Annotated in this window: 20 protein-coding genes; 12 read left to right on the top strand and 8 right to left on the bottom strand. The window is 61.7% G+C overall.

The window, feature by feature from the left end; all coding sequences use genetic code 11:
- Positions 1 to 2 precede the first annotated feature (2 nt).
- From glnT to ACQKEK_RS10310, 4 genes are all read left to right on the top strand, one after another.
- A complete protein-coding gene (gene glnT, locus ACQKEK_RS10325; RefSeq protein WP_499142446.1) occupies positions 3 to 1,367 on the top strand; it encodes a type III glutamate--ammonia ligase in 1,365 nt (454 codons plus the stop codon).
- 22 nt (positions 1,368 to 1,389) lie between these two features.
- Positions 1,390 to 2,463, top strand: a complete 1,074-nt coding sequence (locus ACQKEK_RS10320) for a putative urea ABC transporter substrate-binding protein (RefSeq protein ID WP_499142445.1) — start codon at positions 1,390 to 1,392, stop codon at positions 2,461 to 2,463.
- A 76-nt stretch (positions 2,464 to 2,539) separates the two neighbouring features.
- Positions 2,540 to 3,157, top strand: coding sequence for a TetR family transcriptional regulator (locus tag ACQKEK_RS10315; protein WP_499142444.1), 618 nt, complete (start codon positions 2,540 to 2,542; stop codon positions 3,155 to 3,157).
- Positions 3,158 to 3,367: 210 nt separating this feature from the next.
- Positions 3,368 to 4,465: a hypothetical protein gene (locus ACQKEK_RS10310; protein WP_499142442.1), complete on the top strand. Its 1,098-nt coding sequence runs from the start codon at positions 3,368 to 3,370 to the stop codon at positions 4,463 to 4,465.
- An 81-nt stretch (positions 4,466 to 4,546) separates the two neighbouring features.
- Here the strand turns inward: ACQKEK_RS10310 and ACQKEK_RS10305 are convergent, their stop codons facing one another.
- Complete coding sequence (locus tag ACQKEK_RS10305; RefSeq protein WP_128121485.1) at positions 4,547 to 4,909, bottom strand: response regulator; 363 nt, start codon at positions 4,907 to 4,909, stop codon at positions 4,547 to 4,549.
- On the bottom strand, positions 4,906 to 6,699 hold the full coding sequence (locus tag ACQKEK_RS10300) for a PAS domain-containing protein (RefSeq protein ID WP_499142441.1): 1,794 nt from the start codon (positions 6,697 to 6,699) through the stop codon (positions 4,906 to 4,908). The genes ACQKEK_RS10305 and ACQKEK_RS10300 overlap by 4 nt, the downstream gene beginning before the upstream one ends.
- Positions 6,700 to 6,925: 226 nt before the next feature.
- Here ACQKEK_RS10300 and ACQKEK_RS10295 point away from each other — a divergent pair, with 226 nt between their 5' ends.
- The 7 genes from ACQKEK_RS10295 (at position 6,926) to ACQKEK_RS10265 (ending at position 15,427) form a co-directional block, all read left to right on the top strand.
- Entirely contained in the window at positions 6,926 to 8,437 is a 1,512-nt protein-coding gene (locus ACQKEK_RS10295; RefSeq protein ID WP_128121487.1) for a CoA-acylating methylmalonate-semialdehyde dehydrogenase, read from the top strand.
- 66 nt (positions 8,438 to 8,503) lie between these two features.
- Entirely contained in the window at positions 8,504 to 9,394 is an 891-nt protein-coding gene (gene mmsB, locus ACQKEK_RS10290; protein ID WP_499142439.1) for a 3-hydroxyisobutyrate dehydrogenase, read from the top strand.
- Positions 9,395 to 9,396: 2 nt separating this feature from the next.
- Positions 9,397 to 10,449 carry an enoyl-CoA hydratase/isomerase family protein gene (locus ACQKEK_RS10285; RefSeq protein WP_499142437.1) on the top strand — a complete coding sequence of 351 codons (1,053 nt, stop codon included), beginning with the start codon at positions 9,397 to 9,399 and terminating at the stop codon, positions 10,447 to 10,449.
- Between the two features lie 12 nt (positions 10,450 to 10,461).
- The gene (locus tag ACQKEK_RS10280) at positions 10,462 to 11,613 is read left to right on the top strand and encodes an acyl-CoA dehydrogenase family protein (protein WP_046161410.1); all 1,152 of its coding nucleotides are present in this window, start codon (positions 10,462 to 10,464) and stop codon (positions 11,611 to 11,613) included.
- A gap of 268 nt (positions 11,614 to 11,881) precedes the next feature.
- The gene (locus ACQKEK_RS10275; protein ID WP_499142934.1) at positions 11,882 to 13,519 is read left to right on the top strand and encodes a long-chain fatty acid--CoA ligase; all 1,638 of its coding nucleotides are present in this window, start codon (positions 11,882 to 11,884) and stop codon (positions 13,517 to 13,519) included.
- A 209-nt stretch (positions 13,520 to 13,728) separates the two neighbouring features.
- Positions 13,729 to 14,805 carry a CaiB/BaiF CoA transferase family protein gene (locus ACQKEK_RS10270; protein ID WP_499142436.1) on the top strand — a complete coding sequence of 359 codons (1,077 nt, stop codon included), beginning with the start codon at positions 13,729 to 13,731 and terminating at the stop codon, positions 14,803 to 14,805.
- 187 nt (positions 14,806 to 14,992) lie between these two features.
- A complete protein-coding gene (locus tag ACQKEK_RS10265) occupies positions 14,993 to 15,427 on the top strand; it encodes a DUF2388 domain-containing protein (protein WP_499142435.1) in 435 nt (144 codons plus the stop codon).
- A gap of 77 nt (positions 15,428 to 15,504) precedes the next feature.
- Here ACQKEK_RS10265 and ACQKEK_RS10260 read toward each other — a convergent pair whose 3' ends face one another.
- The 5 genes from ACQKEK_RS10260 to ACQKEK_RS10240 form a co-directional block, all read right to left on the bottom strand.
- Entirely contained in the window at positions 15,505 to 16,638 is a 1,134-nt protein-coding gene (locus ACQKEK_RS10260) for an acyl-CoA dehydrogenase (protein WP_499142434.1), read from the bottom strand.
- Positions 16,639 to 16,647: 9 nt separating this feature from the next.
- A complete protein-coding gene (locus tag ACQKEK_RS10255) occupies positions 16,648 to 17,835 on the bottom strand; it encodes an acetyl-CoA C-acyltransferase (RefSeq protein ID WP_499142433.1) in 1,188 nt (395 codons plus the stop codon).
- Between the two features lie 13 nt (positions 17,836 to 17,848).
- Positions 17,849 to 18,616, bottom strand: a complete 768-nt coding sequence (locus tag ACQKEK_RS10250) for an SDR family NAD(P)-dependent oxidoreductase (protein WP_499142432.1) — start codon at positions 18,614 to 18,616, stop codon at positions 17,849 to 17,851.
- A 1,209-nt stretch (positions 18,617 to 19,825) separates the two neighbouring features.
- Positions 19,826 to 20,857, bottom strand: coding sequence for an AraC family transcriptional regulator (locus ACQKEK_RS10245; RefSeq protein ID WP_499142431.1), 1,032 nt, complete (start codon positions 20,855 to 20,857; stop codon positions 19,826 to 19,828).
- The gene (locus tag ACQKEK_RS10240) at positions 20,854 to 21,744 is read right to left on the bottom strand and encodes a LysR family transcriptional regulator (protein WP_128120870.1); all 891 of its coding nucleotides are present in this window, start codon (positions 21,742 to 21,744) and stop codon (positions 20,854 to 20,856) included. The genes ACQKEK_RS10245 and ACQKEK_RS10240 overlap by 4 nt, the downstream gene beginning before the upstream one ends.
- 174 nt (positions 21,745 to 21,918) lie before the next feature.
- Between ACQKEK_RS10240 and ACQKEK_RS10235 the strand changes: the two genes are divergently transcribed.
- Positions 21,919 to 22,695 carry an enoyl-CoA hydratase gene (locus ACQKEK_RS10235; RefSeq protein ID WP_499142430.1) on the top strand — a complete coding sequence of 259 codons (777 nt, stop codon included), beginning with the start codon at positions 21,919 to 21,921 and terminating at the stop codon, positions 22,693 to 22,695.
- A 65-nt stretch (positions 22,696 to 22,760) separates the two neighbouring features.
- Here ACQKEK_RS10235 and ACQKEK_RS10230 read toward each other — a convergent pair whose 3' ends face one another.
- Complete coding sequence (locus ACQKEK_RS10230) at positions 22,761 to 23,786, bottom strand: branched-chain amino acid ABC transporter permease (protein WP_499142429.1); 1,026 nt, start codon at positions 23,784 to 23,786, stop codon at positions 22,761 to 22,763.

Genomic DNA, 23,786 nt, shown 5'->3' with positions numbered 1-23,786 from the left:
CCATGACGACTTTTCCGCTTTCCCAGATCGACGAACTCAAACAGAGCCTGCAGGACAAAGGCGTCAAGTACGCCATGGCCAGCTACGTGGACATGCACGGCGTGATCAAAGGCAAATTCGTGCCACTGGCGCATCTCGGCCAGATGCTGCGTGGCTCGGAGCTGTATACCGGGGCGGCGCTGGACGGCGTCCCGCAGCAGATCAGCGACAACGAAGTCGCCGCCATGCCGGACCCGGCCAGCGCCACCCAGTGCAGCTGGAACCGCAGCCTGGCCTGGTTCGCCAGTGATCTGTACCTGGACGGCAAGCCGTTCGACGCCTGCTCGCGCGGCATTCTCAAGCGCCAGACTGAGGCTGCAGCCGAGATGGGCTACAGCTTCAATCTGGGCATCGAGACCGAATTCTTCCTCTACAAGGACACACCGGACGGCGGCTTCGCCCCGCTCAGCGATCGCGATACCGCAGCCAAACCCTGCTACGACCCGCGCCTGCTGATGGACAACCTGCCGGTGATCGACGAACTGGTGGAGGCCATGAACGAGATGGGCTGGGGCGTCTACTCCTTCGACCACGAGGACGCCAACGGCCAGTTCGAAACCGACTTCAAGTATTCGGACGCACTCACGATGGCCGACCGCTTCGTGTTCTTCCGCATGATGGCCAATGAGATCGCCCGCAAGCATGGCGCCTTCGCCACCTTCATGCCCAAGCCCTCGGCGCAGCGCACTGGTAGCGGCGCGCACTACAACATGTCGCTGGCAGATCTGGCGTCTGGCAAGAATCTCTTTGAGGTGGACGGTGATGACCCGCACGGCTGTGGTGTCACCCCACTCGCCTACCACTTCATCGCTGGCGTACTGAAACACGCCAAGGCCATCTGCGCAGTGATCGCGCCCACCGTGAACAGCTACAAGCGGCTGATTCGCAAAGGCGCAATGTCCGGCTCGACCTGGGCACCGGTGTTCGTCTGCTACGGCAACAACAACCGCACCAATATGCTGCGCATTCCGTCCCAGGGCGCGCGCGTGGAATGTCGCGCCGCAGACATCGGCTGCAACCCTTATCTCGGCGCCGCGATGATCCTTGCCGCTGGTCTCGAAGGCATCCGCGACAAGCTTGAGCCGGGCCAACCGCACCGCGAGAACATGTACGACTACAGCGAAAAGGACGTCGCGGACATGGGCATCGAGACCCTGCCGCGCACGCTGTCCGAAGCCATCGACGCCTTCGAGGCCGACCCGCTGTCACGCCAGGTCTTCGGCGACGCCATGTACCAGGCCTTCGTCGACTACAAGCGCGACGAATGGAATGCCTACCACACCCATGTTTCCGACTGGGAAATCCAGCGCTATCTGAAATTCTTCTGACTCGATGAAAAGGAGATTCACCATGCAAGCCAATACGTTCAAGCGGGCACTTTGTGCCGGCGCCGTGATCTTTGCAGCCCTTTCGCCTTTTGCCGTGCAGGCCGAAGAAAAGAAAACCTTCGACATCGCCTGGACGATCTACGCCGGCTGGATGCCGTGGCAGTACGCCGACGAGTCGGGAATCATGAAGAAATGGGCGGACAAGTACGGGATCGAGGTGAACATCACCCAGATCAACGACTACGTCGAATCGATCAACCAGTACACCGCGGGCCAGTTCGACGGCGTCGTCGCCACCAGCATGGATGCGCTCTCGATCCCGGCTGCCGGCGGCGTAGACACCACGGCCCTGATCGTCGGTGATTACTCCAACGGCAACGACGGCCTGGTGATGAAGGACAGTGCTGATCTGACATCGCTCGAAGGCCAGCAGATTCATCTGGTCGAGCTGTCGGTCTCGCATTACCTGCTGGCCCAGGCACTGGATAGTGTGGGCATGAGCGAACGCGATGTGCAGGTGGTGAACACCTCGGATGCCGATTTGGTTGCGGCGTTCAGCACCGACGACGTGCGCAACGTCGTCACCTGGAATCCGCTGCTGGATGAAGTCGCTGCCATGCCCGGCGCGCACAAGGCCTTCGATTCCAGCCAGATCCCAGGCCATATCAAGGACCTGACCATCGTCAACAGCGAAACCCTGGCGGACAACCCGGACTTCGGTAAAGCGCTAGTAGGCGCCTGGTATGAAGTGATGGGGATCCTCGAAAGCGACACCGAGGAAGGTGCCAAGGCACGAGCAGCCCTGGGGCAAGCGTCGGGCACCGATCAAGCCGGTTACGAAAGCCAGCTCAAGGGCATGAAGATGTTCTGGAAGCCGGCCGATTCGCTGGCCTTCATCGAAAGCGACGAGGCCTACCAAGCCATGGACAGCGTTCGCCAGTTCTCCTTCGATCACGGCCTGCTCGGCGACGGCGCCGACTCGGTAGATTTCGTCGGGATCGCCATGCCAGGCGACAAGTTGCTCGGCTCCGATGCCAACGTCAAACTGCGCTTCGATACCACCTACATGCAGATGGCGGCGGACGGAAAGTTGTAAAAGGTGCCGGCTGCCAGCTTCTACCTGAAGCTGGCAGCTCGCGTTCGCTCGCCCCCCACTTTCAACGATCAAGCTCATGCGCCGCACCAAAGAAGACGCCGAACAAACCCGCCTGAAGATCATCGCCGCCGCGCTGGAGCTGTTCAGCAAAAACGGCTATTCCAACACGACCCTGGCGATGATCGCCGATGAAGCAGGCTTCAGCCGCGGACCGATTTACTGGCACTTCAAGAACAAGGATGAGTTGTACCAGGCGGTTCTGGGATATTCCCAGCAGCCCCTGGAAAAACTGATTATCCAAAGCCAGGGCATGGCCGAGCGGCCGCTGGAGGCTCTCGAGCATTTCGTCAGCGAATGGTTTCGCCTGTTGCTGGAGGATCGCTGGCACCGGCAGTCATTCGAGATCTTGTTGAACAAGACCGAATTCACCGAGCGGATGGCCGATACCCTCGCGCGTGAGCGCGAACTGACACGTGACATCGTTACGCTGCTGGAAACGCTCATCGAAGCCGCAAGCCCAAGCAGCGACCCTGGCACAGCCAAGCCACACAGCCGGGCGCTGTTTGTCTATGCAAGCCTTATGGGCATTACCCACAGCTGGCTGTTCTCGCCTGAACTGTTCAACCTCAAGTCGCAACAGACCTTCTTCACCAAGCAGCTGCTCGCCGACTGCCGCCCGCCAGAACCCGCATAGTCCCGTTCGCATCGGCCTGTCATCGCGTTATTTCCAAACAATACAAAGCAGAATGCTGGCAAATCGGGCCCGGACATCAAGGCCTTCGTTTAATGCCGCGCCGTCCTAGCGGTATTAATTCTCCGCCCATGCCAGATCGTCTTTCCGGTGGATACACAACTGCAAACCTGACGCATAGAACTCAGGCTCCTGCAGCGGAGGGATACTGACATGCAAACAAAAAGAACAATCCTGGCAGCCGCCATTTCACTGCTGATCGGCAACCACGCCTTTGCCGCAAGCGAGTCGGTTCAGGACCAGACGGGTACTGATAACGTCGCCGATGTGGTTCAGCAAGGCGATTCCAGCAGCGCCACCCAGCGTCAGAACGGCACGGCCAACGTTGTCTTCACCGAGCAACGCGGTGTCGGACTGACAGCCGAGAGCGATCAGGTCGGCAGCGGCAATATCTCTGTTACCGATCAGAGTGGTTCCAACGGCAGCGTGGCGATCAGTCAAGACGGTCAATACAACCTGGCGACCATCCTTCAATCTTCGGTGGGCGTAGGCCAGTCGGCCGCTATCTCGCAGGCAGGAATCAGCAACCTGGCATATATCGAACAGCTGGACGGCGCCGGGAACGCGGCGACGATTAGTCAGAACGGACAGCGCAACGCCACCGAGGTTTTCCAGGTCGGGCGCCTGGGCAAACGCTACACCGGCGTCCAGAACGGTGACGGCAATACCGCGTTCATCGAACAGTCCGGCAGCTCCTCTGCCGATACCGAGCAGACCGGCACAGCCAACGTCATCAGACTCGCTCAGGACGGCTTCCCTTACGGCGCCTATGCCTCCATTAGCCAGAACGGCACCGGGAACGAGGCGACGCTCGACCAGCGCTCAGGCGGTCGCTATTCCTCAGGGGACGTGGCGTTGGTTCAAATCGGCACGGACAACGTCGCGGATGTGGTGGAGTCCGGCGGCTTCTCTTCGTTCTCCTTTACGCAGGACGGCGTCGGCAACGTGCTGACTGCGGAGCAAGGCGGACGCTCGACGTCAGTCGTCGGGCGCTCCACGGGTAATTCCAACCGGGTCGATATCGAGCAGGATTTCGACGGCAGCAGCCTTGTCATTGACCAGAACGGAACGGCCAACGAGATAGACGTGGTTCAGATGGGCTACTACAGCAGCGGCACCATTGAGCAGATGGGCACGGAGAATTACGCCTCGCTCGTGCAGACAGGTGCATGGGACAACGTGCAGCAGTACGACGCGACCATCATGCAGAACGGTACAGGCAATTCGGCGTTAGTTACGCAGGGGCCGTAAAACCCTACAGCCTGCTGCAGCTTAGCCCTCTCGCAGCAGCATACGTGCAGTGGCAGGCCATTCAGAACGTGGCCTGCCGTCTCAGTCAACCGCCAAGGCCTGGCGCACGACTCGCTCGAGGTCACTGAAGAAAAATGGCTTTTGCAGAGTTGGAATGTGCGCGTAGCGCGGGTCCATGCCGACCGAGCCATAGCCGGTCGCGAACACCAACGGGATGTGGCGGCTGATCAGGCGATCCGCAATTGGAAAACTATTGACCCCGTCCAGGTTGACGTCCAGCACTGCCAGATCGAAATCACCGCTCTCGGCTGCCTGCATTCCTTCCGTAAAGCGTGGCACCAGTTCCACATGTTCGCAGCCGATGTCTTGCAGCATGTCTTCCAGCAACATGCCGATCAGCGCTTCATCCTCGACGACCAGTACCTTCGAACACAAACCACTCATTGCAACGGCACCTCTATATCGCAAACAACGCCGCCGGCGAGGTAGGCCAAACGTACCTCAGCGTTCAACTCACCACCCAACCCGCGCTCAAGCAACCTCGACCCGAACCCTTTGCGTACGGGTGGGGTAACGACCGGCCCGCCGACCTCCTCCCAGTGCAACCGAAGAGTGGGTGTTTGCTCCGACAGTGACACCACCTCCCAGGCGATGCGCACCTGGCCTGAGTCGCTGGACAACGCCCCATATTTGGATGCGTTGGTGCACAGTTCATGCAGTGCCATAGCCAGCGCCAACGCTTGCTTGGGACGCAACCGCTGCGCCGGCCCCTCGCTGACAAAACGTTGCAGGCCATCGACCCGGAACGGCGCAACGGCCTGCTCGATAACATCACGCAGGTCAGCGGCTTGCCAGTTCTCCCGCGACAGCACATCGTGCGCCTTGGAGAGCGCGATCAAGCGCCCTTCAAACCACTGATAGCTTTGGTTGCTGGCATCGCGACGAAAGCTCTGCGCAGCAATCGACTGGACCGTCGCGAGGGTGTTCTTGACCCGATGGTTAAGCTCATTGAGCAACAATTGGCGATGATCTTCGGCGACCTTTCGCTCGGTAATGTCGACCAGCATGTTGACCGCGCCAATCAACTCGCCAGCGCTATTACGTAGCGGCGCGGGATACGCGAGAAATGGCACACGGGTTCCATCCGGGCGCTCAGCCAACGCCTCGGCACCCTGGATAGCGCTGTTTTCGATTAACGCCACGGCCATCGGGCAATCCTCGTGACGCATCGGTGTGCCGTCTGGCCAGTACAACCGCCAGGTTACGCACCACTCATCGCTGCCAATGATCGGCACTCGCCCGGTCAGCTCGACACAAGCCTGGTTGAAGTAGCTGACTTTGCCATTCGCATCGGTGGTGTAAACGGCCGAAGGCAAGGCTTCCAGAAGGTCGCGCAAGCGCTGTTCTGCCTCCCGGTTGGCTGCCTCCAGTTGCTTGCGTTCGGTAATGTCGCGAGTGATTGCCAGTTGTACGAAACCATCCCTGGATCCGCTGCTGTCGTTTGGCAGCGTCATGGGCACTGCATGGGTTTCCATGTGCCGCCGGTTTCCGGCGAGATTGATGATGTCGAATTCCCAACTGAGTTTTTCACCATCACAAACCCGGAGGTGCTGCTCCTGCCATGAGGCTCGATGCTCAGGCGCGATCAGCTCAAATACGCAGGCACCCTCCACGTCCTCCGGACCGTTCGCTGCCAGCATTTGCAGGCCAGCCGGGTTCATTTGTACCAGTGTCCCGTCGCGATCAACCACCTTCACGCATTCGGGCGTGTGGTTCACCATCGCGCTCAACCAGTCGACATCACGCCGCCGATCGGCGCTTGACTGCCGCGCAGGCGTAATGGCCTGAAAGCAAACAACTGCGCCTGTGATCTGTCCGGTGTCGTTGCGCAGCGCTTCGATATTGGCCAACACAGCGGCCGGAATGCCATCGGGCCGCTCGATCAGCAGCGCGACGTCCTGAGCGGAGCGACCGGTGCGGATCGTGTAAGCCAGCGGGGTATCGGCAAGCGGCATCAGCTCGCCATCGTGTCGCACTATCCGCAAGCGTCCGTGACTGGCTAACACCCCGCCGCACAGCTGATCGGCCATCCGGTTGTAGCGCTGCACAGCGCCGTTGGCGTCGAGCACGCACACGCCCATGGGGATGACGTCGAGTACGGGATCATCGAACGGCAGCGAATCCGCAAGGGGATCGGTTGCCGGGTTCGCGCCGGGGATATTTGCAATCTGCATTAGCACCTTTCACGGCCGGTCGATGGGTGTCCCGCTAGCAAAGTTTACTGAACCAAGCGAGGCGGCGAGCTTCAGCAGCCCGCCGTATTCGCTGCAAGCATAGCCTGTGCATTTATGCAGACAAGCTATGCATCGAGCCGCATTGATGTTGACAAATATGCACTCTAGGATCAGGACAGCTCCATCGACTTGCCTATCCGAATAACAACAATCGCTAGGACACGCCATGACCCAGTCAAGTGCCATCCCCACAGTCAAACTCCTGATCGGCGGTGAGCTGGTCGAGTCATCAACCAGCGAATGGCGCGACATCGTCAACCCGGCGACGCAGGAGGTTCTGGCACGCGTTCCCTTCGCAACCGAAGCGGAAATGAACGCTGCGGTTGCCAGCGCTAAGGAAGCCTTCAAGACCTGGCGCAAAACCCCAATCGGCGCGCGTTCGCGGATCTTTCTGAAGTACCAGCAACTGATTCGCGAAAACATGAAGGAGCTGGCGGCGATCCTTACTGCCGAGCAGGGCAAGACCTTGCCGGACGCCGAGGGCGATGTGTTCCGTGGCCTGGAAGTGGTCGAACATGCCTCCGGGATCGGTAATCTGCAGCTCGGCGAACTGGCCAACAACGTCGCAACGGGTGTGGACACCTACACCTTGCTGCAACCGTTGGGCGTCTGTGCGGGCATTACCCCGTTCAACTTCCCGGCGATGATCCCGCTGTGGATGTTTCCGATGGCCATCGCCACGGGCAACACCTTCGTGCTCAAGCCCTCCGAGCAGGACCCGATGGTGACCATGCGTCTGGCGGAACTGGCGATGGAAGCCGGCGTACCACCAGGAGTGCTGAACGTCATTCACGGCGGCGCTGATGCGGTGAACCTGATCTGCGACCACCCGGATATCAAGGCCGTATCGTTCGTGGGATCGACCAAGGTCGGCACGCACGTCTACAACCGCGCCAGCGGGGCCGGCAAACGCGTGCAGTGCATGATGGGTGCGAAGAACCACGGCATCATCCTGCCGGATGCCCACAAGGAGCAGACCCTCAACAACCTCACGGGCGCTGCGTTCGGCGCGGCCGGTCAGCGCTGCATGGCGTTGTCGGTGCTGATCCTGGTGGGCGAGGCGCAGAGCTGGCTGCCGGATCTGATCGCCAAAGCCAAGACATTGAAGATCAACGCAGGGGCCGAAAGCGGCACCGATGTCGGACCGGTGGTGTCCTGCGCAGCGCTGGATCGCATCAGCTCGCTGATCGAGCGCGGCGTGTCGGAAGGCGCCGAACTGGTGCTGGACGGCCGCAACCCTCAGGTGGCCGGCTACGACCAAGGCAACTTCGTCGGGCCAACCATCTTCTCCGGCGTGAAGCCTGAGATGAGCATTTATCGCGAGGAAATATTCGGGCCGGTGCTCTGCGTGATGCAGGCCGACACGCTCGATGAAGCCATCGAACTGATCAACGCCAACCCCAACGGCAACGGCACCGCCCTCTTCACCCGTTCCGGCGCGGCAGCCCGGCATTTTCAGGAAGAGATCGATGTCGGCCAGGTGGGCATCAACGTGCCGATCCCGGTGCCGGTGCCGATGTTCTCCTTTACGGGTTCGCGCGCCTCGAAACTCGGCGACCTCGGCCCGTATGGCAAGCAGGTGGTGCAGTTCTACACTCAGACCAAGACCGTCACCCAGCGCTGGTTCGATGAGAACGAAGTCGGCGGCCCGGTGAACACCACCATCAACCTCAAGTAACCGCTACGACGCCCTGCCTGCGCGCAGGGCGTCAAATCAGCCGCCAATAACAAGAAGGAAACGGCCATGCATATCGGATTTCTCGGACTCGGCAACATGGGCGGGCCCATGGCCCGCAACCTGCTCAAAGCCGGGCATGAGGTCTCTGTCTTCGATCTTTCCGCCACGGCGGTCTCCGGGCTGGTCGAAGCGGGTGCCAAAGAGGCCACATCGCCGGCTGCAATCGCCCAGGCAGGTGTCGAAACCATCATCACCATGCTGCCTGCGGCTGCTCATGTGAAGCAGGTCTACCTCGGTGAGGACGGGCTGCTCGCGCATATACCGTCCGGCGTACTGCTGATCGACTCCTCCACCATCGACCCGATGTCCGCACGGGAAGTCGCAGCGGCCGCCGCGCAGCATGGCAACCCTATGCTCGATGCCCCGGTATCCGGCGGCACGGTCGGTGCCGCCGCCGGCACCTTGACCTTTATGGTCGGCGGCAGCGAGGCGGATTTCCAGAAAGCGCAGCCGATCCTCGCCGCAATGGGCAAGAACATCGTCCACTGTGGCGACACCGGCAACGGGCAGGTGGCCAAGGTCGCCAACAACATGCTGCTGGGCATCTCGATGATCGGCGTGGCCGAAGCCATGTCTCTTGGCGTCGCGCTGGGGATGGACGCCAAGGTTCTGGCCGGAATCATCAACTCTTCAAGCGGCCGATGCTGGGCATCGGAGATCAACAACCCCTTCCCTGGCGTGATTGAGAACGGCCCGGCCTCGCGCGGCTACAGCGGCGGGTTTGGCACCGACCTGATGCTCAAGGACCTCGGGCTTGCCAGCGAAGCGGCCAAACAAGTGCGCCAGCCGGTTATCCTCGGTGGTCTCGCGCAGCAGCTATACCAGGCATTTAGCATGCAAGGTCACGGTGGGCTGGACTTCTCCGCGATCATCAAACTCTACCGCCAAGAGGACTAGACATGACCCAGGCAGAAGCGCCGGTACTGATCGAGGTACGCAATCGCGTCGGCTATCTCACGCTCAACCGCCCCGCCGGGCTGAATGCCGTCACCTTGGAAATGGTGAGGATGCTGCACCACCAGTTGCAGCAGTGGGCCGACGACCAAGACGTGGTGGCCGTGGTGCTGCGCGGCGCAGGCGAGAAAGCCTTCTGCGCCGGTGGTGACATCCGCTCGCTGTACGACAGCTATAAAAGCGGCGACAGCCTGCACCGCGAGTTTTTCGAGGAGGAATACGCGCTCGATCAGTACATTCATGCATATACCAAACCCCTGATGGCGCTGATGAATGGCTTCGTCCTGGGCGGCGGCATGGGGCTGGTTCAGGGGGCCTCGCTACGGGTTATCTCCGAACGCACGCGCATGGGCATGCCGGAAGTCGGTATTGGCTATTTCCCCGATGTCGGCGGCAGCTACTTCTTGTCGCGCCTGCCGAACAACCTTGGCATTTACATGGGCCTGACCGGCAACCATGTGAATGCTGCTGATGCGTTGTATGCCGGTCTCGCCGATTACAGCGTGCCGCACGAGCAATTCGCCGAACTCGAACGATGCCTCGACCAGCAGGACTGGTCGAGGCCGCCGCTGCAGGCGCTGACCAACCTTCTGGTTTCGATGGGCTGCACCGAACTGCCGGATGCACCGTTCAAAGCCTTATTCCCGGCCATCGAAAAGCATTTCGCGCATGACAGCGTCGCTGCGATTCGCCAGTCGCTGGCCGCCGAAGAGCGCCCCGAGTACCGCGACTGGGCGGCCGAGACCTTGAAGGTGATCGACAGCCGTTCGCCGCTTTCGGTCAGCGTCACGCTAGAGATGCTCCGCCGCGGACGCGCCCTGTCGCTGGCCGACTGCTTCGCCATGGAGCTGCATCTGGACCGACAGTGGTTCGATCAGGGCGACATCATCGAAGGCGTCCGGGCGCTGATCGTCGACAAGGATAAAAACCCGCGCTGGAACCCGCCTACGCTGGAGGAAGTGACGCCAGCACGCGTGGCGGCCTTCTTCGCCGACTAGGAATTGATTTTTATGCAAGACATCGAACTGAGCGAAGAGCAACGGATGATTCGCGACATGGCGCGCGACTTCGCCCGCGCCGAGATCGCGCCGAAGGCCCAAGCGTGGGAACAGGCCGGTTGGATCGGCGACGAAACCGTGACCCAGCTGGGCGAGCTTGGGCTGCTGGGTATGATCGTGCCCGAGCAATGGGGCGGCACCTATATCGACTATGTCGCCTACGCCCTGGCGGTCGAGGAAATTTCGGCAGGTGACGGCGCCATCGGGGCGTTGATGAGCATTCACAGCTCGGTCGGCTGCGGCCCGATCCTCAAATACGGCACGCCGGAACAACAGGACGAATGGCTACCGGATCTGGCGGCAGGTCGCGCCATCGGCTGCTTTGCTCTGACCGAGCCACAGGCCGGCTCGGAAGCGCACAACCTGCGCACCCGCGCGGTGCTGGAAAATGGCGAGTGGGTGATCAACGGCGCCAAGCAGTTCGTCAGCAACGGCAAGCGCGCCAAGATCGCCATCGTCTTCGCGGTGACTGATCCTGATCTCGGTAAGAAAGGCCTGTCCGCGTTTCTGGTCCCCACCGACAACCCCGGCTTCGTTGTCGATCGCATGGAAAAGAAGATGGGCATCCGCGCCTCGGACACCTGCGGCGTCACCTTGCGCGACTGCCGCATTCCAGAAGCCAACTTGCTCGGCCCGCGCGGCAAGGGGCTCGCAATCGCCCTTTCCAACCTCGAAGGCGGCCGCATCGGCATTGGTGCCCAGGCTCTAGGTATCGCCCGCGCGGCGTTCGAAGCAGCGCTGGGTTATGCCCGTGAGCGCATCCAGTTCGACAAGCCGATCATCGAGCACCAGAGCGTGGCCAACATGCTGGCGGACATGCACACGCGGCTCAACGCCGCGCGCCTGCTGATCCTGCATGCCGCACGCCTGCGCAGCGCCAACCTGCCCTGCCTGTCCGAGGCGTCTCAAGCCAAGCTGTTCGCCTCCGAGGTCGCCGAATACGTGTGCTCCAAGGCCATGCAGATCCACGGCGGCTACGGCTACCTGGAGGACTACCCCGTCGAGCGTTATTACCGCGATGCGCGCATTACCCAGATTTATGAAGGATCGAGCGAGATTCAGCGGCTGTTGATTGCGAGGGAGTTGAATAACTACGGGTTGTGATCAACCCCTATAAGCGTGAAGGCGGCATCAGGTTTTGCCAGGGATCAGATGATCCCTGGAAGTTTCAGCGGACGGCAATTCATGAGCCGTCTGATTGTCTTCGGTATCACCTGCTCTTGTAGGAGCCAGCTTGCTGGCGATCAAAGCCCGACTATCAGAGAAGCTGAAGAACGAAACACCCCGAGGCAGTAATCCCGAGCGAGATGGCGGCAAGCGCGACCGCTATCCAGACAACAATAAAAAGGATACGACGATGCTCAAAGGTACGATGCAGCAGACCCCGCTGATGATCAGCGGCATCCTGACCCATGCAGCCCTCGCCCACGGCGACCGCGAGATCGTCTCACGGCTGGTGGACGAGCCCATCTGGCGGTACGACTACGCCGGGCTCGCCAAACGCGCCGGCCAAGCCGCCAGCATGTTACGCAAGCTGGGGGTGAAGCCCGGCGACCTGGTGTCGTCACTGGCCTGGAATACCCATCGCCACTTCGAGCTGTTCTTCGCCGTGCCTGGTATTGGCGCGGTGCTGCACACGGCCAATCCACGGCTGTCGGACGAGCAGATCATCTACACCCTGAACCACGCCGGCAGTGGCGTGCTGCTGTTCGACCGCAGCTTCCTGGCCTTGGTCGAGCGTGTGCGCCCGCACCTTGAAAAAGCCCACACCTTCATCATGTTGTCAGATGCCCAGCGCACCGAACCAGGCGAAATCGGCGCGCTGAGTTACGAAACGCTGATCTCGCAGGAACAGCCAGTCACTGACTGGCCGCAGTTCGACGAAAACGCCGGCGCCATGCTCTGCTACACCTCCGGCACCACCGGCAACCCAAAAGGCGTGGTCTACAGCCACCGCTCCGTCGTCCTGCATGCCATGGCGGCGGGCCTCACCGGCGCCTTCGGCTTCTCCGCATTCGACTGCATCATGCCCTGCTCGTCTCTCTACCACGCCACCGCCTGGGGCGTGCCCTTCACGGCCGCAATCAACGGCTGCAAGTTCGTGCTGCCGTGCGACAAGATGGACGGAGCCAGCCTGCAGGAGCTGATTCAGAACGAGGGCGTGACATTCTCCGGCGGCGTGCCGACCATCTGGACCATGTACCTCAATCATCTAGAGCGCACGGGCGAAGATACCGGCCAGCTCAAGTGCCTGGTGATCGCCGGCTCGGCCGTCCCCCGTGCGTTGGCCGAGAAGTTCGAGACGCGTTATGGCGTCAGCGTTCGCCAGCTCTGGGGCATGACTGAAACCAGCCCCCTCGGCGTGGTCGCCACCCCGACGCCCAAGCTCGCGGCCATGGGCGAAGCGGCTACCAACGAAGCGATCTGGACCCGGCAGGGGCGCCTGCAATTCGGCATCGAACTGAAGATCGTCGATGAGGCGGGCAACGAATTGCCGCATGACGGCGTCACGTCCGGCGCCCTGCTAGTGCGCGGCCCTTGGACGGTCGAGCGCTATTTCCGCAGCGAAACCAGCGCACTGAACGCCGATGGCTGGTTCAACACCGGCGACATCGCCACCCTCGACCCCAACGGCTACATGCGCATCACCGACCGTAGCAAGGACGTGATCAAGTCCGGCGGTGAGTGGATCAGCTCCATCGATATCGAGAACATCGCCGTGGCCTGCCCGGGTGTACGCATCGCAGCGGTGGTCGGTGTGGCCCACGAGAAATGGGAAGAACGCCCGATCCTCATCATCGAACCCCACGACGAGGCCGACATCTGCATCGACACGGTACTCGCCTACCTGGAGCCGCAAATCGTCAAATGGTGGATGCCCGACGCCGTCATCATCGACACCGTCCCGCTGACCGCGACCGGCAAAATCGACAAGAAAACCCTGCGCGACCGCTACCGCGACCACTTGATAGAGCTGGAGGAAAACGCAGCTGACGCGGCGAGCCTTTAGCGCGGCAGAACCTGGGGGACGGGACCGTGGCTACCGTAGGGTGGGCTTCAGCCCACCGATTTCACCCAGCCGAGCGAACGTAGCGGGCCGCGCCGTTTTGTGGATTCACCCAGTCATCTCCGGCGAGCCACCTGGCGACCCCTAGGGTGGGTTCAGTCCACCTGCACGTACGGGCGCGATGGATCCCATCACCAACAGGAACGCGCCTTATGTCGACCGCCACCGCCACACCCCGCCAAGGCCCGCTGCTCGGCCTGCGCGTGCTGGAGTTCGCCAGTATCGGGCCCGGTCCACACTGCGCGATGCTACTGGCTGACCTTGGCGCCGAGGTGATGTGCATTGAGCGCGAGGGTGGCAATGGCTGGCCCAATCCGGTGGTTGATCGCGGCCGCAAGCGCCTCACGCTGGATATCCGCACCGACGCCGGACGCGAACGCTGCCTGGCGATGGCCGAAGGCGCAGATGTGCTGATCGAAGGCTTTCGGCCCGGCGTGATGGAACGTTTGGGGCTCGGACCTGAGCAGGTTCACGGGCGCAACCCGCGTTTGGTTTATGGCCGCATGACCGGTTGGGGCCAGACCGGACCGCTAGCCAAGAGTGCCGGCCACGATATCAACTATCTGGCGATCACCGGCGCACTGGCTGCGATCGGCAATCGCGAAGGCCCAGCGATTCCACCACTCAACCTGGTCGGCGACTTCGGCGGCGGCTCTCTGTATCTGGCGTTCGGGATCATGGCCGCGTTATGGGAACGGGAAAGGTCAGGCCAGGGCCAGGTGGTCGACGCCGCCATCGTCGACGGCGTGTCCTCGATGATGAGCTTCTTCGCCGGGCTCCTGCCCAGCGGCGCCATCTCGCTTGAACGCGACCGCAATCTGCTGTCGGGCGCCGCACCGCATTACCGCTGCTACACCTGCGCCGATGGCCGCGACATCGCCGTTGGACCGCTGGAACCTCAGTTCCTGACCGAACTGATGCAGCAGATCGAGGCGCCCGAATCCTTGCGTGAAGGCTGCAACGACCCGACGCAATGGCCGGAGTTAAGCGAACAACTCGCCGCGCTGTTCGCCAGCAGAACCCAAGCCAATTGGTGCACCCTGTTGGAAGGGACCGACGCCTGCTTTGCCCCAGTACTAACCCTGGAAGAAGCCGCGCAGCACCCACACATGCAACAACGTGGCGTTTATCGCGACATCGACGGCGCCCTGCACGCCGCCCCCGCGCCACGCTTTTCGCGGACGCCGGGTTCGATAAGAGTGTCGGAAGATGCATGTGGCTGGGACTGATCAGGCGCGAGATGAAGGATTCGTACAGCAGACAAAGCAACCGGGCGGTTCGGTGGAGGGCTTTCCATCCAAGCGCCCTGGAAACGCTTTCCAACGATCATCCTTGTGAAACAGGCCCGCTATCTCTTCCCCGGTATAGGATTCAATGCGCGACGCTTAACACTCACCAGACAATCAAGGATCGATCATGTCTGTTATCGCCAAGCATCCTACTTACCTGCTCGCTGCCTTTCTCACGGCCCTATTTGTAACCCCAACGGTTTCAGCGGAAGCCTGTATAGGCGCACCGTGCCTGCTAAAGGCGCGCGATCTTGGCGAAGGTCTTATCTCAACCGTATTCGTTACTGTCGGGCTACCGTTGATGAGCAGTCACCAGACCATTGAATCTTCCAGCAGTGGTTGGAGTGGATACGCGGCGGCCGTGGCCGACGATGCCGCTGTGGTTGTAGCTAGCCAGGGGGAAATCAAAGGCCCCTATTTCGAGTCAGCAAGGCTTCGCTTCAAAGAGCAAGGGGATACTGCATCGCACTTAGGTGATGTTGAATTCGCCGTGATGCTCCTGGCGGCCAGTCCCGTGAGTGACATCAAACGATGGGGCTCGTTTGACTCTCCGACCCCGTAGGCTGGATGGCGCTTTATCCATCCACCAAAGCCGCGATGCGAACCACCCTACGACCAGCCACGGGCGAAGCGCACGCCTCATTCCCCAAGATTCCGCGCGATCACCAAGCGTTGGATATCACTAGTGCCCTCATAGATCTGACAAACCCGCACGTCGCGATAGATGCGTTCCACTGGGAAATCCTTGAGGTAGCCGTAGCCGCCGAGGGTCTGGATCGCGGCTGAACACACTTTTTCAGCCATCTCCGAAGCGAACAGCTTGGCCATGGAGGCCTCAACCAAAGCCGGCTGGCCGGCTTCGCGCAATGCGGCGGCGTGAAGGACCATCTGACGCGCAACTGCTATCTGAGTGGCCATATCGGCTAACCGAAACGCAACCGCCTGATGCTCGCTGATCGCCTTGCCGAACGCTTCACGTTCGCGAGCGTAATCGCGTGCAGCCTCGAAGGCTGCGCGAGCCATACCGACCGCCTGAGCGGCGATGCCGATGCGGCCACCTTCCAGATTCGCCAGCGCGATGCGATAGCCCTCGCCCTCCTCGCCCAGGCGCTGAGATTCGTGCACGCGCATGTCTTCGAATGCCAGCTGGCAGGTATCCGACGCGTTCTGTCCGAGCTTGTCCTCGACCCGTACCACCTGATAGCCCGGTGTGTCGGTCGGCACGATAAACGCGCTGATGCCGCGCTTGCCGGCGTCCGGATCGGTCACGGCAAATACGATGACCGTGCCGGCATGCTGACCGGACGTTATGAACTGCTTAGCGCCATTGAGCACGTAGCGATCGCCGTCACGTCGGGCGCGGGTATGCAGGCTGCTGGCGTCGGAACCGGCGTGGGGCTCGGTCAGGGCAAAAGCACCGATCTGCTCGCCGCTGCCCAGCGGCGTCAGGTAGCGCTGCTTCTGCTCCTCGGTGCCGAACCGCAGGATCGGCACGCAGCCCACCGAGTTATGCACGCTCATGATGGTCGAGCAGGCGCCATCGCCGGCGGCAATCTCCTCCAGCGCGAGCGCATAAGCGATATAACCGGTCTCGCTGCCACCCCACTGTTCAGGGCAGAGCATGCCGAAGAAGCCGAGTTCGGCCATTTCGCTGATCGCCTCGGCCGGATAACGGTGTTCACGGTCCCACTCGGCAGCGAAGGGTTTCAGCCGCTCCTGGGCGAACTGCCGGGCCATGTCGCGGATGCTGGTTTGATCGTCGTTGAGCAGCATGGCAAATCCTCAGTCCAGCAGTTCGACAGCCATGGCAGTCGCTTCACCACCACCGATGCAGATGGCCGCGATGCCCTTGGGCAGGCCACGGTCACGCAGCGCGGCGAGCAGGGTCACTAGAATCCGCGCACCAGACGCCCCAATCGGATGCCCCAGCGCACAGGCGCCGCCGTTGACGTTGACCTTGGCATGATCCAGCCCCAGCTCACGCATGGTGACCATGCTCACCACGGCAAAGGCCTCGTTGATTTCGAACAGATCCACCTCGTCGAGGCTCCAGCCGGTGCGCTCGAGCAACTTGTGGATGGCACCGATGGGCGCGGTCGGGAACAGATTCGGGGCATCTGCAAAAACGGCGTGCCCATGAATCACGGCCTGCGGTTTGAGGCCATGCTGGTCGGCGTATGAGCGGCGCGTCAGCACCAGCGCCGCTGCACCATCGGAGATCGAGCTGGAGTTGGCTGCGGTCACGGTGCCGCCCTCACGGAACGCGGGCTTGAGAGACGGAATCTTCTCCGGCATCGCCATGGGCGGCTGTTCGTCGTCGCGAATGGTGCGTTGCTCGCGCCCCTGCGTGACGTCGAGCGGCACGATTTCACTGGCGAACCGGCCGCCGGTGATTGCATCGCGGGCACGCTGTAGTGAAGTCAGCGCGTAGGCGTCCTGCTCTTCGCGGCTGAATCCATGATTTTGCGCGCAGTCTTCGGCGAAGGTGCCCATCAGTCGCCCCTTGTCGTAGGCGTCTTCAAGACCGTCGAGGAACATGTGGTCAAGCACCTTGCCGTGGCCCATGCGGTAGCCGCTGCGAGCCTTTTCCAGCAGATAGGGGGCGTTGGACATGCTCTCCATGCCGCCCGCGACGATCAGGTCGACACTTCCTGCACGCAATGCGTCATGCGCAAGGATGGCCGCCTGCATGCCGGAGCCACACATCTTGTTCAATGTGGTCGATGCGGTCGCCTTACCTAGGCCTGCGCCGAGCGCGGCCTGACGCGCCGGCGCCTGACCGAGGCCCGCCGGCAGCACGCAGCCCATCAGCACCTCTTGTACCTGTTCGGATGCGACACCACTGCGCTCGACCGCCGCGCGAATCGCGGCCGCGCCAAGCTCCGGCGCGCTGACACTTTTCAAATCACCCTGAAAGCCGCACATGGGTGTACGGGCGCTGCCCAGAATCACGATTGGATCGTTGTTCATCACTGTCTCCGAATTATTTCGCGGCCATACGCAGCGCGCCGTCGAGGCGGATCACTTCGCCGTTGAGCATGTCGTTCTCGATGATGTGGCGCACCAACGCCGCATATTCATTCGCTCGGCCCAGCCGCGGCGGGAACGGCACCCCGGCAGCCAGCGAGTCACGAACCTCCTGCGGCATGCCGGCCATCATCGGCGTCTCGAACACGCCAGGGGCGATGGTCATTACGCGGATCCCGTGGCGCGCCAGTTCGCGGGCCGCGGGTAGCGTCATGGCGACCACGCCGCCCTTGGATGCAGCATAGGCAGCCTGGCCGATCTGGCCGTCATAAGCGGCGATGGACGCCGTATTGATGATGACGCCGCGATTGCCCTGTGCATCCGGCTCGCCCCGGGTGATGGCTTCAGCCGCCAGACGCAGCATGTTGAAGCTGCCGATCAGGTTAAGGCCGATCACCCGGCTGAAACTCTCCAGCCCATGCGGCCCCTGTCGCCCGAGGATTTTCTCGCCGCTGGCGACTCCGGCGCAGTTGACCAGCCCATGCAGACCGCCAAAACGTTCGACCGACTCGTTCACAGCCGCTTGCGCAGCGGCCTCGTCACAGACATTCGTGACGACCGCGTGAGCGTTCGCGCCGAGCACCTCGCTGCGCTCGTTGAGCAGCTCCGCGTTGATATCGGCCAGGACCACTTTCGCACCCGCGGCGACCAGCCCTTCGGCAGCCGCAGCGCCCAGCCCGGAGGCGCCGCCTGTTATCAGGAAAACCTTGTCTTGGATGTTCACTGCACGACCTCGTAGAGATGATAGGTATCGCGGCAGATCACCTGCCGGATCCCGCTGGGTTCATCTTCTTCAGACCGATGGGTGCGGACAATGGTCGCTGCGGGCAATCGCGGTGACCGGTTTGGCCAAAGGAGTTGGCACGGGTTGCGCGCTATGGGCCGTGCGGGTCCATGATTGACTTTGTACGAGCCAGCTTGCTGGCGATCCGTGCTTCACCGTCCCGCGTGAATTGAGCTAACCCCTGATCGCGAGCGAGCTCGCGCCAACGAAAGCGCGACGGCGAGCGGCTGACGTCTGTACTCGCCCTGCCAGCCCTGTAGGAGCCAGCTTGCTGGCGATCCGTGCTTCACCGTCCCGCGTGAATAGAGCTAACGCCTGATCGCGAGCGAGCTCGCTCCTACGAAAAGCGCGACGGCGAACGGCTGACGTCTGTACTGCCCTGCCAGTCCTGTAGGAGCCAGCTTGCTGGCGATCCGTGCTTCACCGCCCCGCGTGAACTGAGAGCTAACGCCTGATCGCGAGCGAGCTCGCTCCTACGAAAAGCGCGACGGCGAGCGGCTGACTCCTGTACTCGCCCTGCCAGTCCTGTAGGAGCCAGCTTGCTGGCGATCCGCGCTTCACCGCGCCGCGTGAATAGAGCTAACGCCTGATCGCGAGCTCGCTCCTACGAAAAGCGCGACGGCGAGCGGCTGACGTCTGTACTGCCCTGCCAGTCCTGTAGGAGCCAGCTTGCTGGCGATCCGCGCTTCACCACCCCGCGTGAACCGAGCTAACCCCTGATCGCCCGAGCTCGCACCTACGAAAAGCGCGACGGCGAGTGGATGACGTCTGTACTCGCCCTGCCAGTCCTGTAGGAGCCAGCTTGCTAACGATCCGTGCTTCACCGTCCCGCATGAATTGAGTTAACGCCTGATCGCGAGCGAGCTCGCTCCTACGAAAAGCGCGACGGCGAGTGGCTGACGCCTGTACTCGCCCTGCCAGCCCTGTAGGAGCCAGCTTGCTGGCGATCCGTGCTTCACCGTCCCGCGTGAATAGAGCTAACGCCTGATCGCGAGCGAGCTCGCTCCTACGAAAAGCGCGACGGCGAACGGCTGACGTCTGTACTAGCCCTGCCAGCCCTGTAGGAGCTCAGCTTGCTGGCGATCCAAGGCCCAACCAATAGACCGGATCACCAGCAAGGACTAGGTCCCCTAAGCACCTACAAATGGGCTATGGCGCTTCATCGCCACGTAAGATCAGGCTGCGATACTGCCCCGGATTTGTTCCTGACCATTTGCGAAATGCCTTGTAGAACGAGCTGACGTCGGCGAAACCCAGGCGCTCGGCGATGTCAGCGTAGGTGATCGAGGCGTCCGCCAGCCATAGGGTCGCCATCTCCTGCCGCACCTGGTCTTTGATGGCTTGGTAAGTCTGCCCTGCCTCGGCCAATCGACGGCGCAAAGTAGAGGCTGATACGCACAACGTCCGCGCCAGAGCTTCGCTGGTTGGCCACTGCTCGGCTGGCAACTCGCGCAACTGCGCCTTGATGCGGCTGGCGAGGCTCGTTGTGTCGCGGTATTTGACCAGGATGTTGGAAGGCGCATGGGCCAGGAATCCGTGCAGCTCCTGCTCGCTGCGGCGCACTGGTAGGTCGAGCACCTCGGCAGCGAAGATGACCCGCGTGCTGGGCCGTGCGAAACGCAGGTTGCGCGAGAACATCACCCGGTAGTCATCGGTATAGGCAGGCTCTTCACAACGCAGCTCGACGGCTAGCAGCGGGATACGCCGTCCTACCAGCCAACAGGCCAGACCGTGCAGCAGCATCCAGAAAGTGAAGTAGCTGAAGGCTCTGAGCGGCGGCGCCTCTTCCGGCTCCGACAGCGTGATCTCCGCCAGGCTTTCGCTGCGAAACAGCTCGCCGCGAAAGCCTTCGAAGGTCAGCCTGAAGAAATCCAGCGCCACACGAAGCGCAGCATCGAGTGTCGGCTGGGCCATGGCCGCGCGGCAGACGAAGGCGAAACTGCCGGTACGCATACGCCGCGCATCCATACCGAAAAACTCATCGTCGAACTGCCGCGCCAGGCGCCGCCAGAGCTTGCTGAAATCAGCCACATCGACACGCGCATCGTTGTCGGCCAGGTCAATAGCGCCGAGCCCAAGCTGGCGCAGCAGCTCTTCGGCTGATCGCGAAGACAAGGTGAAACCCAGCAATGCCTCCTCCACCAGCCGGACGGAAATGGTGCCTTTGTCGTCGCGGTTCATGCGCGCCCCATCATCACATCGTGGCTGTTTGCGGCGACATCGCGCAGGAAATCCCAGCACACGCGCATCCGCGCCAGGTCCTTGTTTTCGATCGGCATCAACATCCAGAAGGTTCGAGTAAATTCGACCTCGCCGACCAGAACCTCCTTGAGCAACGGCTCCCTGGCCGCCAGGAACGCCGGCAGGATTGCCAGCCCGGCGCCCGCTGCAACCGCTTCCTGCTGGGCAAGGATGCTGGTGCTGCGCAGCGAGTGCTGACGCGGGCGGACAATCTCGTCGAGGTAGAACAGCTCCTTGCTGTAGAGCAGGTCTTCGATGTAGCTCACGAACACGTGCCCGCTCAGGTCTTCGCGGCTGCGGATAGGCGGGTGTGACGCCAGGTAGGTTTCCGACGCGTAGAGCCGCAGCACGTAGTCGGTGAGTTTGGTGATCACGTAGGGGCCGCGCTCGGGACGCTCCAGCGTGATGACGATGTCTGCCTCATGACGTGCCAGCCTGACCGAGCGTGGCACCGCCAGCAGATCCACGCCGAGATGCGGGTAATCACGGGTCAGGTTGGCCAGCTGGCCCGCCAGCATCACGGTGCCGTACCCCTCGGTGGCGCCAATGCGAACCTGGCCGGACAGCTTATCGGCGGTCAGGCTCGGCTGTTCGATGGAGGCGATGGCGCTTTCCATCGCCTCGGCTTGGGCCAGCAATTCGCGGCCCGCTTCGGACAGCCGATACCCCGCTTTGGCGCGAATGAAGAGCTGTCGATCCAGGCTTTTTTCCAGCGCCTGCACCCGTCGGGCCACCGTGGTGTGGTCTACAGCCAATCGCCTCGCGGCGACCGTCAACTTGCCCGCACGCGAGAGTTCGAGAAAAAAACGCAGGTTGTCCCAGTCCACTGCAGACTCCAGATCCATCGAATTGACGCGTGCCGTCCGCGGCACGCTGTGCAAAAACACAGAATACCTGTGCATTTCGCACCATGGGTTTACTATTTTTACGCTGCTAGGCTCGTCTACCGAACTCCGTTTCGCCTCACGACATCCGCATCATTCCAAGCACAAGGAACCGACATGAGCCAAAAGATCCAGCTCGAAATGCGCGACCACACGGCGCTGCTGACCATCGCCAATCCACCTGCCAACACATGGGATCGCGAGTCGCTGGCTGCGTTGGAACAAACCATCGGCCAGCTCAACGACCATCCCGACGTGTATGCCTTGGTGATCACCGGCGAAGGCGAAAAATTCTTTTCCGCTGGCGCCGACCTGAAGCAGTTTGCCGATGGCGACAAGCAAGGTGCGCAGGAAATTGCTGCATTGTTCGGGCGTGCCTTTGAAGCCTTGAGTCATTTCCGCGGTGTGTCGATTGCCGCCATCAATGGCTACGCCATGGGTGGCGGACTTGAATGCGCGTTGGCCTGCGACATACGCATCGCCGAAGAGCAGGCCCAAATGGCACTTCCGGAAGCCAAGGTTGGGCTGCTGCCCTGCGCAGGCGGTACGCAGAATCTGCCATGGCTGGTAGGCGAAGGTTGGGCCAAGCGGATGATTCTCTGTGGCGAGCGCATCAGCGCACAGAAAGCCGAGAAGATCGGCCTGGTTGAAGAGGTGGTCGGTCGCGGCGAGTCACTCGAGGCGGCGCTCAAACTGGCGGCCCTGGTGGATCAGCAAAGCCCCTCCTCCGTCAGTCGCTGCAAGCGCTTGGTGATGAATGCGCGGCAGGCACCGCAAGCCGCCGGCTGGGCAGCTGAGCGCGAGCTCTTCGCCGAGTTGTTCGACACGCAGGACCAGAAAGAAGGGGTCAATGCCTTCCTGGAAAAACGCAGCGCCACGTGGCAGAACGCCTGAGACCGAACCCGGCCCCGCTCAAGCGGGGCCGGTGACCATCACCCTCGACGTCATAGCCAGCCGTACTACTTGAAATTGCGCTTGATCAGCCGCTCCACCCATCCCACGATCCCCGAGCGGAACAGCAGCACGCAGAGCACGAAGATCACCCCGAGAATCACGTGCACCCACTCACCCAACGGCCCGTTGGACAGCGAGCTCTGCAGCGTGACCACCACGGTTGCGCCCACGATCGGCCCGAGAATGGTGCCGACGCCGCCCAGTAGCGTCATCAAAATCACTTCACCCGACATGTGCCAGTGTGCGTCGGTCAGCGAGGCGAGCTGGAACACCACCGTCTTGGTTGAGCCAGCCAGCCCGGTCAGCGCCGCGGAGATCACAAAGGCCAGCAGTTTGTGGCCGTCAACGTTGTAGCCCAGTGAAATTGCCCGTGGCTCGTTTTCTCGAATCGCCTTGAGCACCTGCCCGTATGGGGAATGAATGGTGCGCTGGATGATGGCAAACCCGATCACGAACACCGTCAACACGAAGTAATACAAGGCCATGTTGTTCTGCATGTCGAACAGGCCCAGCAGATAGCCACGAGGCACGCCCTGCATACCGTTCTCGCCGCCTGTGAAAGGCGCCTGGACAAAGACGAAAAACGCCATCTGTGCCAATGCCAGCGTGATCATCGCGAAGTAGATGCCCTGCCTGCGAATCGCCAGCAAACCGAAGACCAACCCCAGCACGGTGGAGGCCAGCGTACCGACCAGAATGCCCAGCTCAGTACTCAACCCGCTGTAAGTGCTGAGCATGTAACCGGTGATGTAGCCGCCACAGGCGAAGAATGCTGCGTGACCGAACGACAGCAGGCCGGCGTATCCCAGCAGCAGATTGAAGGCGCAGGCAAACAGTGCGAAGCACAGCAGCTTCATGAGGAACACCGGATAGACCATCAGCGGTGCCACCATCGCCACGGCCAGCAAGACGCCGTAGAAAATGGCCATGCGCCGCCGAGCTGCACGGCGACGTTCGCGCTCGGCATTGGCTCTGACCTGGGTGGAGGTCGCCTGCAAGCCAGAGGCTTGAACACTTTCCTGAGTCGACAT

This window comes from Pseudomonas sp. NPDC077408, from assembly GCF_050269105.1.
In the GTDB taxonomy this organism is placed as follows: Bacteria; Pseudomonadota; Gammaproteobacteria; order Pseudomonadales; family Pseudomonadaceae; genus Stutzerimonas.
Note: the sequence above shows the minus strand (reverse complement) of the source record. Positions and strands in the feature narration are given on the sequence as shown.

Coding starts and splice junctions, on each gene's coding strand:
- glnT (WP_499142446.1), top strand. CDS start 3: ATGACGACTTTTCCGCTTTCCCAGATCGACGAACTCAAACAGAGCCTG.
- ACQKEK_RS10320 (WP_499142445.1), top strand. CDS start 1,390: ATGCAAGCCAATACGTTCAAGCGGGCACTTTGTGCCGGCGCCGTGATC.
- ACQKEK_RS10315 (WP_499142444.1), top strand. CDS start 2,540: ATGCGCCGCACCAAAGAAGACGCCGAACAAACCCGCCTGAAGATCATC.
- ACQKEK_RS10310 (WP_499142442.1), top strand. CDS start 3,368: ATGCAAACAAAAAGAACAATCCTGGCAGCCGCCATTTCACTGCTGATC.
- ACQKEK_RS10305 (WP_128121485.1), bottom strand. CDS start 4,909: ATGAGTGGTTTGTGTTCGAAGGTACTGGTCGTCGAGGATGAAGCGCTG.
- ACQKEK_RS10300 (WP_499142441.1), bottom strand. CDS start 6,699: ATGCAGATTGCAAATATCCCCGGCGCGAACCCGGCAACCGATCCCCTT.
- ACQKEK_RS10295 (WP_128121487.1), top strand. CDS start 6,926: ATGACCCAGTCAAGTGCCATCCCCACAGTCAAACTCCTGATCGGCGGT.
- mmsB (WP_499142439.1), top strand. CDS start 8,504: ATGCATATCGGATTTCTCGGACTCGGCAACATGGGCGGGCCCATGGCC.
- ACQKEK_RS10285 (WP_499142437.1), top strand. CDS start 9,397: ATGACCCAGGCAGAAGCGCCGGTACTGATCGAGGTACGCAATCGCGTC.
- ACQKEK_RS10280 (WP_046161410.1), top strand. CDS start 10,462: ATGCAAGACATCGAACTGAGCGAAGAGCAACGGATGATTCGCGACATG.
- ACQKEK_RS10275 (WP_499142934.1), top strand. CDS start 11,882: ATGCAGCAGACCCCGCTGATGATCAGCGGCATCCTGACCCATGCAGCC.
- ACQKEK_RS10270 (WP_499142436.1), top strand. CDS start 13,729: ATGTCGACCGCCACCGCCACACCCCGCCAAGGCCCGCTGCTCGGCCTG.
- ACQKEK_RS10265 (WP_499142435.1), top strand. CDS start 14,993: ATGTCTGTTATCGCCAAGCATCCTACTTACCTGCTCGCTGCCTTTCTC.
- ACQKEK_RS10260 (WP_499142434.1), bottom strand. CDS start 16,638: ATGCTGCTCAACGACGATCAAACCAGCATCCGCGACATGGCCCGGCAG.
- ACQKEK_RS10255 (WP_499142433.1), bottom strand. CDS start 17,835: ATGAACAACGATCCAATCGTGATTCTGGGCAGCGCCCGTACACCCATG.
- ACQKEK_RS10245 (WP_499142431.1), bottom strand. CDS start 20,857: ATGAACCGCGACGACAAAGGCACCATTTCCGTCCGGCTGGTGGAGGAG.
- ACQKEK_RS10235 (WP_499142430.1), top strand. CDS start 21,919: ATGAGCCAAAAGATCCAGCTCGAAATGCGCGACCACACGGCGCTGCTG.
- ACQKEK_RS10230 (WP_499142429.1), bottom strand. CDS start 23,786: ATGTCGACTCAGGAAAGTGTTCAAGCCTCTGGCTTGCAGGCGACCTCC.